The organism is Pseudonocardia hierapolitana (assembly GCF_007994075.1).
In the GTDB taxonomy this organism is placed as follows: Bacteria; Actinomycetota; Actinomycetes; order Mycobacteriales; family Pseudonocardiaceae; genus Pseudonocardia; species Pseudonocardia hierapolitana.
Genome location: NZ_VIWU01000001.1, coordinates 1,684,792 through 1,697,869 on the forward strand (window position 1 = coordinate 1,684,792; position 13,078 = coordinate 1,697,869).

General features: G+C 73.3%; 12 protein-coding genes. 6 read left to right on the forward strand and 6 right to left on the reverse strand.

Annotated elements, in window-relative coordinates:
• Positions 1-3 precede the first annotated feature (3 nt).
• From FHX44_RS07940 to FHX44_RS07950, 3 genes are read left to right on the forward strand one after another with little or no spacing between them, the layout of a single operon-like run.
• A complete protein-coding gene (locus tag FHX44_RS07940) occupies positions 4-834 on the forward strand; it encodes a CPBP family intramembrane glutamic endopeptidase (protein WP_147254883.1) in 831 nt (276 codons plus the stop codon).
• Positions 831-1,985 (forward strand): sensor histidine kinase, encoded by a 1,155-nt coding sequence (locus FHX44_RS07945; RefSeq protein WP_147254884.1) that lies wholly within the window; start codon positions 831-833, stop codon positions 1,983-1,985. The genes FHX44_RS07940 and FHX44_RS07945 overlap by 4 nt, the downstream gene beginning before the upstream one ends.
• A complete protein-coding gene (locus FHX44_RS07950) occupies positions 1,982-2,641 on the forward strand; it encodes a response regulator (RefSeq protein ID WP_147254885.1) in 660 nt (219 codons plus the stop codon). Before FHX44_RS07945 ends, FHX44_RS07950 begins: the two co-directional genes overlap by 4 nt.
• A 39-nt stretch (positions 2,642-2,680) precedes the next feature.
• On the opposite strand, the gene FHX44_RS43795 is transcribed toward FHX44_RS07950, so the two are convergent.
• The 3 genes from FHX44_RS43795 to FHX44_RS07960 all read right to left on the reverse strand — a co-directional run bounded on the left by FHX44_RS43795 (position 2,681) and on the right by FHX44_RS07960 (position 5,105).
• The gene (locus FHX44_RS43795; RefSeq protein ID WP_281287879.1) at positions 2,681-2,803 is read right to left on the reverse strand and encodes a hypothetical protein; all 123 of its coding nucleotides are present in this window, start codon (positions 2,801-2,803) and stop codon (positions 2,681-2,683) included.
• A gap of 242 nt (positions 2,804-3,045) precedes the next feature.
• Entirely contained in the window at positions 3,046-3,861 is an 816-nt protein-coding gene (locus FHX44_RS07955; RefSeq protein ID WP_147254886.1) for an alpha/beta fold hydrolase, read from the reverse strand.
• Positions 3,862-3,893: 32 nt separating this feature from the next.
• Positions 3,894-5,105, reverse strand: coding sequence for an NAD(P)/FAD-dependent oxidoreductase (locus FHX44_RS07960; protein WP_212612377.1), 1,212 nt, complete (start codon positions 5,103-5,105; stop codon positions 3,894-3,896).
• 94 nt (positions 5,106-5,199) lie between these two features.
• Here FHX44_RS07960 and FHX44_RS07965 point away from each other — a divergent pair, with 94 nt between their 5' ends.
• A complete protein-coding gene (locus FHX44_RS07965; protein WP_147254888.1) occupies positions 5,200-8,115 on the forward strand; it encodes an ATP-binding protein in 2,916 nt (971 codons plus the stop codon).
• A 91-nt stretch (positions 8,116-8,206) separates the two neighbouring features.
• Here the strand turns inward: FHX44_RS07965 and FHX44_RS07970 are convergent, their stop codons facing one another.
• Positions 8,207-9,427, reverse strand: a complete 1,221-nt coding sequence (locus tag FHX44_RS07970) for a sensor histidine kinase (protein ID WP_170308827.1) — start codon at positions 9,425-9,427, stop codon at positions 8,207-8,209.
• Positions 9,428-9,501: 74 nt separating this feature from the next.
• Between FHX44_RS07970 and FHX44_RS07975 the strand changes: the two genes are divergently transcribed.
• A complete protein-coding gene (locus FHX44_RS07975; RefSeq protein WP_147254889.1) occupies positions 9,502-10,149 on the forward strand; it encodes a response regulator transcription factor in 648 nt (215 codons plus the stop codon).
• Positions 10,150-10,205: 56 nt separating this feature from the next.
• Here FHX44_RS07975 and FHX44_RS07980 read toward each other — a convergent pair whose 3' ends face one another.
• A complete protein-coding gene (locus tag FHX44_RS07980; protein WP_147254890.1) occupies positions 10,206-10,742 on the reverse strand; it encodes a peptidoglycan-binding domain-containing protein in 537 nt (178 codons plus the stop codon).
• Between the two features lie 140 nt (positions 10,743-10,882).
• The gene (locus tag FHX44_RS07985; RefSeq protein ID WP_147254891.1) at positions 10,883-11,620 is read right to left on the reverse strand and encodes a hypothetical protein; all 738 of its coding nucleotides are present in this window, start codon (positions 11,618-11,620) and stop codon (positions 10,883-10,885) included.
• Between the two features lie 366 nt (positions 11,621-11,986).
• On the opposite strand from FHX44_RS07985, the gene FHX44_RS07990 reads away from it, so the two are divergent.
• Positions 11,987-13,033, forward strand: coding sequence for an alpha/beta fold hydrolase (locus tag FHX44_RS07990; protein WP_147254892.1), 1,047 nt, complete (start codon positions 11,987-11,989; stop codon positions 13,031-13,033).
• The last annotated feature ends 45 nt before the right edge of the window (positions 13,034-13,078 follow it).

Sequence of the window (13,078 nt, forward strand, 5' to 3'; positions counted from 1 at the left end):
CCCATGCGACTGGTCATCCAGCTCGCCGTCGTCGCGGCAATCGCCCTCGCCGGCAGCACCCTCGTCAGCGCCGTGGCGTCAAACCCGCCACTCACCCTGATCGTCGGCCTCGTCACCGCCGCAGCGGCGCTGCTGGGCTACAGGTGGGTCGTGCGTCGCACCGAGCACCGCGCAACCGACGAGCTGTCCCGCACCGGCGCCGTTTCCGCACTCGCCCGCGGCACCCTGATCGGCGTCGGCTTGTTCGCCTCGGTCATCCTCAACATCGCCTTCCTCGACGGCTACCGGGTCCTCGGCTGGGGATCCCCGGCCGGCGCCATCGCGCTGGTCGGGTTCATGGCCGCTGCCGCTGTCACCGAGGAGCTGATCTTCCGCGGCATCCTGTTCCGCATCATCGAGCAGTGGACGGGCACCTGGACCGCGCTCGTCCTCACCGCTGCACTGTTCGGCCTGTCCCACCTGTTCAACCCGCACGCCACCGTCTGGGGCGCGCTCGCCATCGCCGTCGAGGCCGGCGCGATGCTCGCCGCCGCGTACGCCGCCACCCGCACGCTGTGGTTCCCCATCGGCCTGCACTTCGGCTGGAACTGCGCGGCAGGCGCCATCTTCAGCACCGAGGTGTCCGGCAACGACACCCCCGACGGCCTGCTGCACGCCGTCATGAACGGGCCAACGGCACTCACCGGTGGCGAGTTCGGACCCGAAGGCAGCGTCTACGCCGTCCTGTTCGCCACCGTCCTCACCGTCGTGTTCCTGTGGCTGGCCCACCGCCGCGGCCGCATCGTGTCTCGCCGCGAGGCCCGCACCGCTCCGCGCACTACGCTCGCCCCGTGATCGACACCGGGCACCTCGCGCAGCGGTGGCGGCGGTTGCCCGTCCCGCTGCGGGACGCGCCGCTCGCGCTGCTGCTCGCCGCCGCGGCGCTGGTGCCGGAAGTCAACAGCAACGGCACGCAGATCGGCGGCCTGCCGACGCGCCCGATGGACCTGCTGACCGTCGCGGTGGTCGCCCTCGAGTGCCTCCCGCTGGTGGTGCGCCGCCGCTGGCCGGCCCTCAGCCTCGCGCTGGTGTTCCTCGGCTTCGCGGCCGACCAGGTCCTCGGCTACCACACGGTCGCCGGGACCGCGCTGCCCATCGCGCTGCTGAGCACGGCAGCGCACCTGGAGCACCATCGCCGCACCACCGCGGTCCTGGCGTCCGCCGCGTACGTGCTGATGGTGATCGCGCTGACCCTGCGTGGCGCACCCGAGGGCGTACTCGGCTACGTCACCTTCTACCTGGCACTGGCCCTCGCCTGGGGCGCCGGGGTGTGGCTGCGGCAGTCGCGGGTCGCCGAGGTCGAGCGCCGGCTCCACGTCGCCGACGCCGCCCGCGCCACCGAGCGCACCCGCATCGCCGGCGAGCTGCACGACGTCGTGACCCATCACGTGACTGCGATGGTGGTGCAGGCCGAGGCGGCGCGCTACCTCACCGCCCAGCCCGACCGCCTCGACCAGACCCTGACGATCGTCACCGAGACCGGCCGGAAGGCCATCTCCGATCTGCGGCACCTGCTCGACCTGCTCGACCCCGACCAAGGCCCGCGGGCGCGCACGCCGACCGTCGGCGAGCTGCACGACCTCGTGGAGCAGACCCGCCGGGCCGGTCAGCCCGTCGAGTTCACCGAGGAGGGGCGCCCGCCTGCGGGTATCGGCAGCGCCGAGATGATCGTCTACCGGGTGGTGCAGGAGTCGCTGACCAACGCCCTCAAGCACGCCCACGGCAGCAGCACCACCGTCGACGTGCGGCACGGCGAGGGGGAGATCGCGGTCGAGATCGGGACCGACGGCACGGGATCGGCGGTCGCGTCGCCGGGCGGGAGCGGGCGCGGCCTCGCCGGACTCCGCGAACGGGTCGGGGTGCTCGGTGGCGAGTTCAGCGCAGGCCACCGCGACGGCGGCGGGTTCGTGGTGCGGGCGCGCATCCCCGTGCAGAGCACTTCGTGACCGCACCGGTGCGCGTCCTGGTCTGCGACGACCAGGCGCTGATCCGCACCGGGTTCGCGACCATCATCGACGCGCAGCCCGATCTCGAGGTGGTCGGCGAGTGCGGCGACGGCCGCGCCGCGGTCGAGCTCGCCGGCCGGCTGCACCCCGACGTCGTGGTGATGGACGTGCGGATGCCGGTCCTCGACGGGATCGAGGCGACCCGCCTGCTCGCCGGCGCCGGCGTGGCGAGTCCGGTGAAGGTGCTCGTGGTGACGACGTTCAACCTGGACGAGTACGTGTACGAGGCGCTGCGCGCCGGGGCGAGCGGCTTCCTCCTGAAGGACGCCCCACCGGCGCAGCTGCTGCACGGAATCCGCACCGTCGCCTCGGGCGCCGCGTTGCTGGCCCCCGAGGTGACCCGGCAGCTCGTCGGCCGCTACGCCGCTCGGATCCGGCCGCAGGAGAGCGCGCCGGACGACGTTCCGCTCACCCCGCGCGAGCTGGAGGTGCTGCGCCTCATCGCGGACGGGCGCTCCAACAGCGAGATCGCCGCGACGCTCGTGATCAGCCAGGAGACGGTCAAGACATACGTCTCGCGCATCCTCACCAAGCTCGACCTGCGCGACCGGGTGCAGGCGGTCGTCTACGCCTACCGCCGAGGGCTCGTCACCTGACTCGTGTCGGAGCCGGGGATGGAGATCGTCGGGAATTCGTCAGGCGGCGGAGATGTCACTGCGCCACACGGCCGCGAGTAGGGCCCGGCCCGCATCGGTGTCTCCTTGCAGGCGTACCCGCCCGGCGGCGACGGCGGCGTCCACGTCGTCTTCTCCTGCCATCAGCGCCGATCGTCGGCGGCCTTCTCCTGCTGGTGGCGTTCGTGCTCTGGGAGAAGCGCGTGCCGCATGCGATGCTGCCGATGGCCCACTTCCGCAGCCGCGGCTTCACCATCGCCAACGTCTCGGCCTTCTTCCAGCACTTCGCGCTGATCGGCGCGCTGTTCATGCTGGCGCAGATGTTCCAGGAGGGCCTCGGCAACGACCCGATGGGCACCGGCCTGCGACTGCGCCGGGGATCGGAATCAGCGGGCGACCGCTCGGGGGGCGACGGCGGTGTCGAGGAACGCGGCGACGACGTCGTGCACGACGTCCCGGTCGTGCTCGTTGAGAACGTCGTGCAGGTCGCCGGGGAAGGTCCGCACGGTCGCGCGCGGGAGCCGGCGGGCGACGGCGTGGGCGTCGGCGACGGGGACGATGGGATCGGCCTCGCCGTGGACGAGCAGGACCGGCACGTCGGGCCGGCCGGCTGCGAGCCCGGCGTCGATCTCCGGCCACGTGGCCCGCAACGCCAGCAGCATCTCGCGGCGGAAGCCGCCCTTCCAGGTCAGCGGGTCGTGCAGCAGGGCGTGCACGTAGTCCGGGTGCGTGCTCAGGAACTCCGGCGGCTCCCCCGACTCGGTCTCGTCGCGGCCGAGAGCCAGCTCGGCGTCGACCCACTCCAGCGGGCTCACCGGGGCGCCGGACAGCACCAGCGCGTCCGCGAGTTCGGCGGAGCGGAGCGCGAGCAGCGTCGCTGCGACCGCGCCGCCGGAGTGTCCGATCACCACCAGCGGCGTCCCGGGATGCTGCTCGCGGGCCAGCGCGGCGAGGTGCCGGGCGTCGTCGACGAGGTGGTCCCACGACTCGATCACGGCGCGGGCGCCGTCGCTGCGGCCGTGGCCGACCACGTCGAACGCGTGCACGGCGTGGCCGTCCGCGGCGAGGCGGCGGGCGAGCGCGTCGTAGAGCCCGAGGTGCTCGCCGTAGCCGTGGATCAGGACGACGGTGGTGCGGGCGGGGCCGTCCGGCAGCCACCGGTCGTGGAAGACGCGGCCACGGGAGCCGAGGAACGTGGACATGCTCCAGTCCTTCCGGGAGTGGGAATCTGGGGTCAGGCCGCCGGCTGCTGGGCAGGGGCGGCGAAGAAGTCGGCTACGGCGACGGATCCGGTGAAGACGCCGAAGAAGAGCTCGGTCCGTGCCGGGTCGTCGCGCAGGGCGAGCAGCAGCTGCTGCATCTGCGGGGTGGGTGGCTCGAGCGCGGCGCGCTGCCAGGTGAACTCGTACATCGCCATCACCGCGTCGTTGCGCCGCTGCTCGTATCCGACCAGTGCGGCATGCATCGCCCGCGGGTCGCGCAGGCCGGTGTCGATGGCGTCGGTGAGCAGTTCGGCGTGGTGGAACGCGTCGGTGATCCCCTGCGCGGTGCAGGGGTCCTTGACGTAGCCGGCGTCGCCGACCAGCGCCCATCCGCGGCCGTAGGGCCTGCGGAAGAACCCGGGGGTGGCGGCGCCGATCCACCGCTCCTCGCGCCGGCCGGCGCGGACCCGTTCGGCCAGGTCCGGCGCGACCTCGTCGAGCGTCCGGGCGTAGTGCCCGGCGATGTCGGCGCGGGCGGCGCGGAACGCGTCCACCGGCAGGCTGATGCTCACGACGGTGAGGTCGTCGTGGGTGGGGACGGTGACGACCGACCGGTAGGGCCGCGAGTACAGGGTGGCGGCGGGGGCGACGGGCACGCCGCTCCAGTACGTGAAGTAGATGCCCTGGCGGGCAGGTCGCTCGTGGTAGGTGGGGGCGTCGACCATCCGCGCCACCGTCGAGCGCATGCCGTCCGCGCCGATGACGATCGCGGCCCTCGCCTCGACGGTGCGGCCACGGACCCGGCCGCGGATCCCCCGGACGGTCTCCCCGTCGCCGGTGCGCAGCAGCCCGTCGACCGTGCACCCCTCCCACAGCTCGGCACCCGCCCGCGTCGCGGCCTCGACGAGGATGCCGTCGAGGATCCTGCGGCGCGGGGCGTAGGCCTCCGCGACGCCGCCGGCGGGCGGGAAGCGGCCGGTCAGGGCGAACGGGCCGACGTCGATCGTCCCGGAGGTCAGCGCCGGGCAGCCGGTGCGGGCGAGCTCGTCGCGCAGCCCCCACCGCTCGAGCGCGGCGACTCCGGGCGGCCACACGAGGTGGTTGGACAGGGGCATGTCGCTCGGGAACGTGGCCCGGTCGACCAGCAGTACGCGATGGCCCCGGCGGGCCAGCAGCATCGCGGTGGCTGCACCGCCGCAGCGGGCGCCCACGACGATCGCGTCATAGGAGTGGTTGTCGGACATGCGGACCACGTTGGCGCACGCTCCTGTCGATCCGGTGTCGTCGCGCTGTCGCCGTCGGCGTGCCAGACTCGAGCCCGCTGCGCCGAGGTGACCGATGCTGTTCCGGGTGCTGGGCCCGCTCGAGGTCGAGGCTGACACGGGCCCCGTCGCGTTGACGGGGGCCCGGTCGCGCGCGCTGCTCACCGCGCTCCTGCTGCAGCCTGGCACCGTCGTGCCGGCACACCGGCTGATCGCCGCGCTGTGGGGCGAGCGGCTGCCGGAGGACGCGTCCAACGCCCTGCACCAGGTGGTCGGCCGCCTGCGCAGGCAGCTGGGGGACGATGTCGTGGCCACCGGTCCCGCCGGCTACCGCCTGGCGCGCGACCCGGCAGCCGTCGACGCCGAACGCTTCGAGGCCGACTACCGGGCCGCGCGACGGATCGCACCCGAGGACCCGGCGGCGGCCGAGGCGCTGCTGGACAGGGCACTCGGGCTGTGGCGAGGACCGGCCTACGGCGAGTTCGCCGACGGGTTCGCCCGCGCGCCCGCGGCGAGACTCGAGGAGCTGCGAATCGCGGCGCTCGAGGACCGGGTGGCCCTCCTGCTCCGGCGGGGCGACTCCGGGGCCGTCTCCCGGGCCCGGGACCTGACGGCGCAGGAGCCGCTGCGCGAGCGGCCGGTCGAGCTGCTCATGCGCGCCCTGCACGCGGGCGGGCGGACGGCCGAGGCGCTCGACGTATACCGCCGGCACCGGGAGCTCCTCGCCGCCGAGCTCGGGCTGGATCCCGCGCCCGGCCTCCGCGAGCTGGAGAGCGCCCTCCTGCGCGGCGCCGTCCGCGCGCCGGCGCCCCCGCCGGCACCACCACCCACAGCGACGCGACCACCGCGCCGCGACCTGCCCTGGCGGCCGGGCCCGCTGCTGGGCCGCGAACGCGATCTGCACCTCCTCGTCGGGTGCCTGGCGAAGCAGCGGCTCGTCACGCTGGTCGGACCCGGTGGCGTGGGAAAGACGCGGCTCGCCTTGGAGGCGGCCCACCGGCTCGCCGTCGACCGCCAGGTGTGGTGGGCCGACCTCGTCACGGTCAGCCCCCAGCGCGTGTCCGACGCACTGGCCGAGGCCGCCGGGATCGAGGTCCCGCGCTCCGCGGACCCGGCGGGCTCCTTGTGCGCGGCTCTCGCCGGACACCGCGGCGTGCTGTGCCTCGACAACGCCGAGCACCTCCTGCAGACCCTCGCGCCCGTGGTCGAGCGTCTCGCCGACGCTGCCCCGGACCTGGCCATCCTCGCCACCAGCCGCGAACGGATCGCCGTCGCGCCGGAGCACGTGCACCTCCTGGCCCCGCTGCCGCTCCCCGCGGACGACGACCGGGACAACCCGGCGGTGCGGCTGTTCGTCGACCGCACCCCTGGGTTGGAGGCGGCGTCGCTGTCCGACGACGACGTCCGCGTCGTCTCCGGGCTGTGCCGCCGGCTCGACGGGCTGCCGCTCGCCATCGAGCTCGGCGCGGCGCGGGCGGCCACGTTCGGCCTGCACGAGCTCGCCGCCCGCCTCGACGAGCGGCTCGAGCTGCTGGCCGGGGCACGCCGCACGGCCGCGGCGCGCCACCGCACGCTCCGCGCCCTCGTCGACTGGTCGTACGGCCTGCTCACCGAGGACGAGGCACGACTCTTCACCCGGCTCGCCGTCTTCCCGGGCAGCTTCACCCTCGTCCAGGCCGAAGCCGTCGGCGCCGACGAGCGAACCGCGGCCCGATCCGTTCCGGAGCTGCTCGCCCGGCTCGTCGAGCAGTCCCTGGTGCAGTCCGGACAGGGTCGGTTCTGGCTGCTGGAGACGCTGCGGGTGTACGCCGCCGAGCGGCTCGACCCCGCAGACGCGCACCGGCTGCGCGCCCGGCACGCGGGCGACACCGCCGCGCGCCTGGCCTCCCTCGCGCCGCAGCTCTCGACCTCCGACGAGCTGGCCGCCGTCGCCGCCATTGCGGCGCTCGGCGCCGACCTGCACGCCGCGTGGAACCACGCAGTGGACCACGACCGAGCGCTCGCCGTGCAGCTGGCCGCCGACGTCTACGACTACGCCTACCACCGGCAGCGCCGGGACCTGCTGGAATGGGGTCTTGTGGTGTCCACATGGGACGTCGAGCATCCGAAGCTGCCGATCGCCCTCGCGGCGGCCGCGGCGGCAGCCTGGTCGGCCGGGCGCCTCTCGGCCGCTCAGGCGTTCGCCGACCGCGCTGCCGCCGACGATGCGCCGAGCGTCGCCCGTGCCGTCAACCAGTGCGCCAACCTCGCCAACTTCGACGGCCGCACCGACGAAGCCGTCGCCCGGTTCTCCGCGGCCGCGGCGCTGCACCGCGCGGCCGGGGAGTCCGTCCGCGCGCTGGCCTGCGAGATCTCCATCTCGCTCGCGCTGTCCTACTCCGGTCGGTTCGCCGCTGCGGCCGCGCGGATGCCCGACCTGCTCGAGCGCGCCGATGCCGCCGGCAACCCGAGCACACTGGCCTGGGCACACTTCGTGACGGGCGAGGCCGAGGTTGATACCGACCAGGCGCGCGCCGCCTACGCCGCCGCGGCCGAGCACGCCGCCCGGGTCGACAACCGGTTGTTCGGCAACCTCGCCCGCACCTCGACGTTGCGGCTGGCGATCCGCCACGGTCGCGCCGACGTCGCGCTCACCGACGCGAGCCGCGTCGTCGACGAGTGGGAGGACCTTCGCAACGAGGCGGCGCAATGGTCGGTGCTGCTCATCGTCGCCGTACTCCTCGTGCGCGTCGGTGCCTCGAGGGCCGGGGCCGTGCTCGCCGGGGCGGTGCTCGCCGCCCGCGACCGCCAGGTCAGCATCGCGCGGGACGGTGCCCTCCTGCATGACGCCATCGAGCGCGTCCGCGACCGGCTCGGAACCGCACCCACCGAGCAGGCACTCGCCGAGGGCGCTCGACTTCCGGCCGCCACCGCCGTGGCGCACGCCCGCCGGGAGATCCGCACGGCGCTACGGATTCTCGACGCTCCAGGCGCTGCAGTAGCCGAGGTCTGACGAGTCCAGCGGCATCGATGATGCGGCCGCGCCGCAACCCGAGGCCGGTCCTCGGCCACCGGGACGACGGCGGCTGTTCCTGATCCGGCTCTCACGCCTCCGGCCACGGCACGTCGACGAACACCTCGGTTCCGGCCACCGGGCCGGGGAGGAGCCTGAGGGTGCCGCCCGCTGCCTCGACGCGCAGCGTGTGCGAGGTGAGCCCGATGTGGCCGAGCTGCGCGCTGCGCTGCACCGCGCCGTCCGGGATGCCGACGCCGTCGTCGGTCACGGTGAGCCGCGCTCGGCTGCCGACGTGGGCGAGTGCGACCGTCACCGACCGGGCGGCCGCATGCTTGGTGACGTTGGAGAGCAGCTCGCGAGCCGTGCGGTAGAGCAGGGCGTCGGCGGGGGTGCGCACGTCGTCGGGCCAGTTGCGGACGTCGACGTCGACGGAGAACCCGCCGCGTGCGCCTGCGTTGCGGGCGAGCTCGCGCAGGGCGGCCGGCAGCCCGGCCCGGTCGAGCACGGCCGGGTGCAGTTCGGCCACGGTTGAGCGCAGGAGCTGAGAGGACTCGGTCAGCGCGTGCTCGACGCGGGTGAACGCGGCCTGGTCGCCGGTCTCGCGGGCCTCGTCGAGGTCCTGGCGCGCGGCGAGCACGTACTGCAGCGCGCCGTCGTGCAGCTGTTCGGAGAGAAACCGGCGTTCGCGTTGCTCGATGTCGGTCAGCTCGGCGAGCAGGTGGGTGCGATCGCGCACGAGCGCGCCGATCGTGCGCACCCGCGAGCGCTGGATCCGCGACAGGCCGACGCAGCCGAGGCCGACCCCCGCCAGCACCAGGGTGCGCAGCAGCAGCGACGACCACGGTTCCTCGTTGGCGACGCGGGTCACGATCCCCGCCGCCAGGTACACCAGCACGGTCGGTACGACCACGGCTGTGCAGACCCGCAGCCGCAGCTGTGTCGCGGCCATCACGGGGATGAGAAGGAACCCGGCCTCGAGCACGTCGGAGGTCCAGCTCTGCGGCGTCGCGAGCCCGGTCAGCAGGGTGAGCACGGCCAGCACCGCGAGGTCGACGAACTGGGCCAGCCACGCCATGCGCACCGCGGACGGGGCGCCGTTCCGGATCCAGACCGTGACGGCGAGCACCGAGAGCGCGTATCCCGCGACGACGATGGCGCAGGCCAGGGCGTACCGCTCGGGTGGGACGGCGACGATGGTCAGGACCATGAAGGCCAGCAGCACCAGCCGCAGCCACGACTGCAGCACCAGCCCGCGACGGGCGTGCTGGAGGACGACGGCGGCTACCTCGGGTGCGCTGGATGCGGGCACGGCGACCTCCGGGGGTGCGCACGGCCTGCCAATGGTGGCACCGGATCCGGTCCCGCGTCCCTATCCTGACCGCGATGGATTCGACCGACTCCCCGGTGCGGGTGGTCGTCGCCGACGACCACCCGTTCTTCCGCGACGGCGTCACCCGCGGGCTCACCATGAGCGGCCGGATCCGCGTGGTCGCCGAGGCCGAGGACGGCAGGGCGGCCCTCGAAGCGATCCGGACCGAGCGACCCGACGTCGCCCTCGTCGACTACGAGATGCCCGGCGTCGACGGGTTGGGCGTGGTTCGCGCGACCGTCCGTGACCAGCTCCCGACGCGTGTCCTGCTGCTGTCGGCGCACACGGACGGCCCGGTGGTGTTCCAGGCGCTCCAGGAGGGTGCGGCCGGGTACCTGTCGAAGGACGCCCGCCGATCGGAGATCGTCGAGGCCGTGCTGGACGTCGCGCGGGGCCGCACGGTGGTCCCCGCGGAGATGGCCGCGGGGCTCGCGGGTGAGATCCGGATGCGCGCGCAGACGCAGGGGCCGGTGCTCAGCGAGCGGGAAAAGCAGGTCCTGCAGGGCTTCGCCCGAGGGCTGTCGATGCCGCAGGTCGCGGCGGAGCTCTTCATCGGGGTGAGCACCGTCAAGACCCACACCCAGCGCCTGTACGAGAAGCTCGGTGTCTCGGAGAGGGCGGCCGCCGTGGCCGAGGCGATGCGCCGCGGGCTGCTGGAGTAGCGCATGGCCGAGGCCCGCGCCGTCTCCGGTGCGGGCCAGTGGTCGGGGATGGCCGGTCAGGACCCCATCTGGTTGTTGCCGTGCGCGAGGAACTGGACCAACGCCTGCTCGGTCGCGGCGTTCATGGTGCCCGTCTGCGGCAGGCCGGCGTCGCGCTGCAGGTAGGTGATGGCCTGCGTGGTCTGGCTGTTCATGACCCCGCTGACCGGGCCCTCGTAGTAGTTGAGCTGGCCGAGCTCCCGTTGCAGTGTCGAGACCGCGGCGGAGGGAGCCGGCGGCTTCGGCGGCGCGGGCGGGTTCGGGACCACGTGGTGGTGAGCGGGAGCACCCGCGGGCGCGGACGGGACCTCGACGTGTCCGCTGCTCGGCGTGAACCCGGCGGAGTAGCCGCTGCCCTGGTCGGCGGACGAGGGGCTCGACGGGGCTGCGCCGGCGGTCAGGCCGCCGAGACCCAGCACGAGGCCCGCGGTGACGGCCGCGCCGACGACGGCGCACCCGACGGCGATCCCCACGGTGCGGGCGCCGGAGCTGCGCCGCTCGGGCTGCTGGACGGGCTGCTGGACGTCGGTGGCTGTGGTGGTCGTGGTGTTCATGATGATCTCCTGGATGCTTTCTCCCGGGGCGCTTCCCCGATGCCTCTACGGTGCCGCTCACGCGGCGCGCGCACCGTCCACCGGGCAGGCCATGCCGAGGTTGAAGCCGGTGTCCACCGACGGGGGGACGCGCGTGTCGGCTACAGCGGCGTCCGGCCGCGATCCGCGGGTGCGGGCGTACCGGCGAAGATGTCGACGAGCCGGTCCCAGCGGGTCTGCCGGCCGGATGGGAACCTGCGGCGCGCACGCGCCATGCGGCGGTCGTCGTAGCGGCTGCGCGCCCAGGGTGACGTCGGCCGGGCCAGCCGCAGGGCCGCGACCAGCGCCAGGAACGGGACGAACACACCGACCACCCCCAGCACCGGGCGGCCCTTGAGGATCGCGACGAGCGCGAACACGAGGTTCCCGACGACTCCGACCGCCGTCACCGACGCGCTGCCCCCCGAGTCGTCCCCGAACGGGTTGACCCCCACCACCAGCAGCACCCCGACGATCATCGCGACGAGCACGGCGTCCACCGAGCTGCGACCCTGCCGCTCCCAGTACACGTCCTCGAGGTGCAGCCAGAGCGCGAACTCGTCGAGGGTGAGCGCGGCGCCCATCCCGAACAGGACGGCCAGCAGGTCCGACCACGGGGTTGCGGGCCGGTAGGTGAACTCGGCCGTTCCGGCGCCGAGGAGCAGGAAGATCCCGTACACCTGGTGGTGCACGTGCACGCCCCCGAACTTCGCGTTCCGGAACGGCCCGCGACCCGTCCTGATCGCGCGGGTGATCGCCCTCGTCGCGAGGAACGTGACCAGGAACGAGGCCAGCATCCAGCCCACGAGCGCCCGACGCCGGGTCAGCTCGGGAAGCAGGTCGATCAAGGTGCCGGACATGGGGCCCGCCTCCTCGAGCTCCGATGCTCGTCCATCTGTCAACCCTGCTGTTGGACGTGGTTGCCGCGCGCCCAGCCGATGCCCTTCCGCGTCGAGATCGAGTAGGGAAAGGCATGCCGACGAGAACATCGCCGAGCATGACACCGGTCCCCGCCGAGGCGAGCGCACGTGCTGTCGCGCTGGGCCTGCCCGACGACGGCCGCTTCCTCGCCGTCCTCGTGGACGTCATCGCGGGGCGATGCCGTCGTCGCCGGGGGTGCGGTTGTCGCCGGCGGCCGCTCCGCCGCCTGGCCGATTGACCTTCCCGGGCCGGCGAGAACGATGACCGACGTCCCTGACTCGAGAGCCACGGGAAGGAGCGGGACGATGGGCGACTACTACTCCGAGGAGCGACACGGCCCCCACGAGTACTTCGAACTGGGCGACTTCGAGCTGGAGAGCGGGATCACGCTGCCGGGCGCGCGGATCGGCTACAAGACCCACGGGAAGCTGAACCGGGCCAAGGACAACGCGATCCTCTTCCCGCACATGTGGTCGGGCACGCCCAAGGCGATGGAGATCTTCATCGGCCGCAACCGGCCACTCGACCCGGACAGGTACTTCATCGTCCTGCCCGGGCAGTTCGCCAACGGCTTCTCGTCGTCGCCCAGCAACACGCCGCCACCATTCAACGGCGGCGCTTTTCCGAACGTCAGCATCGGCGACGACGTCCGCGCCCAGCACCGGCTCGTCACGGAGGAGTACGGGATCGAACGCTTGGAGTTGGTGCTCGGCTGGTCGATGGGTGCCGAGCAGACCTACGAGTGGGCGGTGCGCTACCCGAACATGGTCAAACGCGCGCTCCCCTTCGCCGGAACCGCGAAGACGACTCCGCACGACTACATCTTCGTCCGCAGCCACGAGGACTCCCTCAAGTCCGACCCGGCCTGGAACGGTGGCTTCTACCGCGATCAGAGCGAGGTCCACGTCGGGCTGCGCCGGCATGCGCAGATCTGGTCGGTGATGGGACTGTGCCCCGAGTTCTACAGTGCGGAGGCATGGCGGGGCGCAGGGTTCACCTCCCTCGAGGACTTCCTGCGCCGCTTCTGGGAAGGCTACTTCGCCCCGATGGATCCCAACAACCTGATCTGGATGGGTTGGAAGTGGCGTCACGGAGACGTGAGCCGGCACACCGGCGGGGATCTCGCCGCCGCGCTCAGCCGGATCACTGCGAGGACCTACGTCGTGCCGTTCTCCCGCGACATGTTCTTCCCGCCCGCCGACTGCGAGGCCGAGCAGAAGCTCATCCCGAACAGCGAGTTCCGCGTGGTCGACAGCCTGTGGGCGCACTTCGCGATGTTCTGCATGACCGACTCCGACCGGGAGCAGATCGACGCCTGCATCGCCGACCTGCTCAAGGACGAGGTTGCCTGATCGCCCGGCACGAGCCCGGCACCGGGCGTACAGCACACCGTCCCG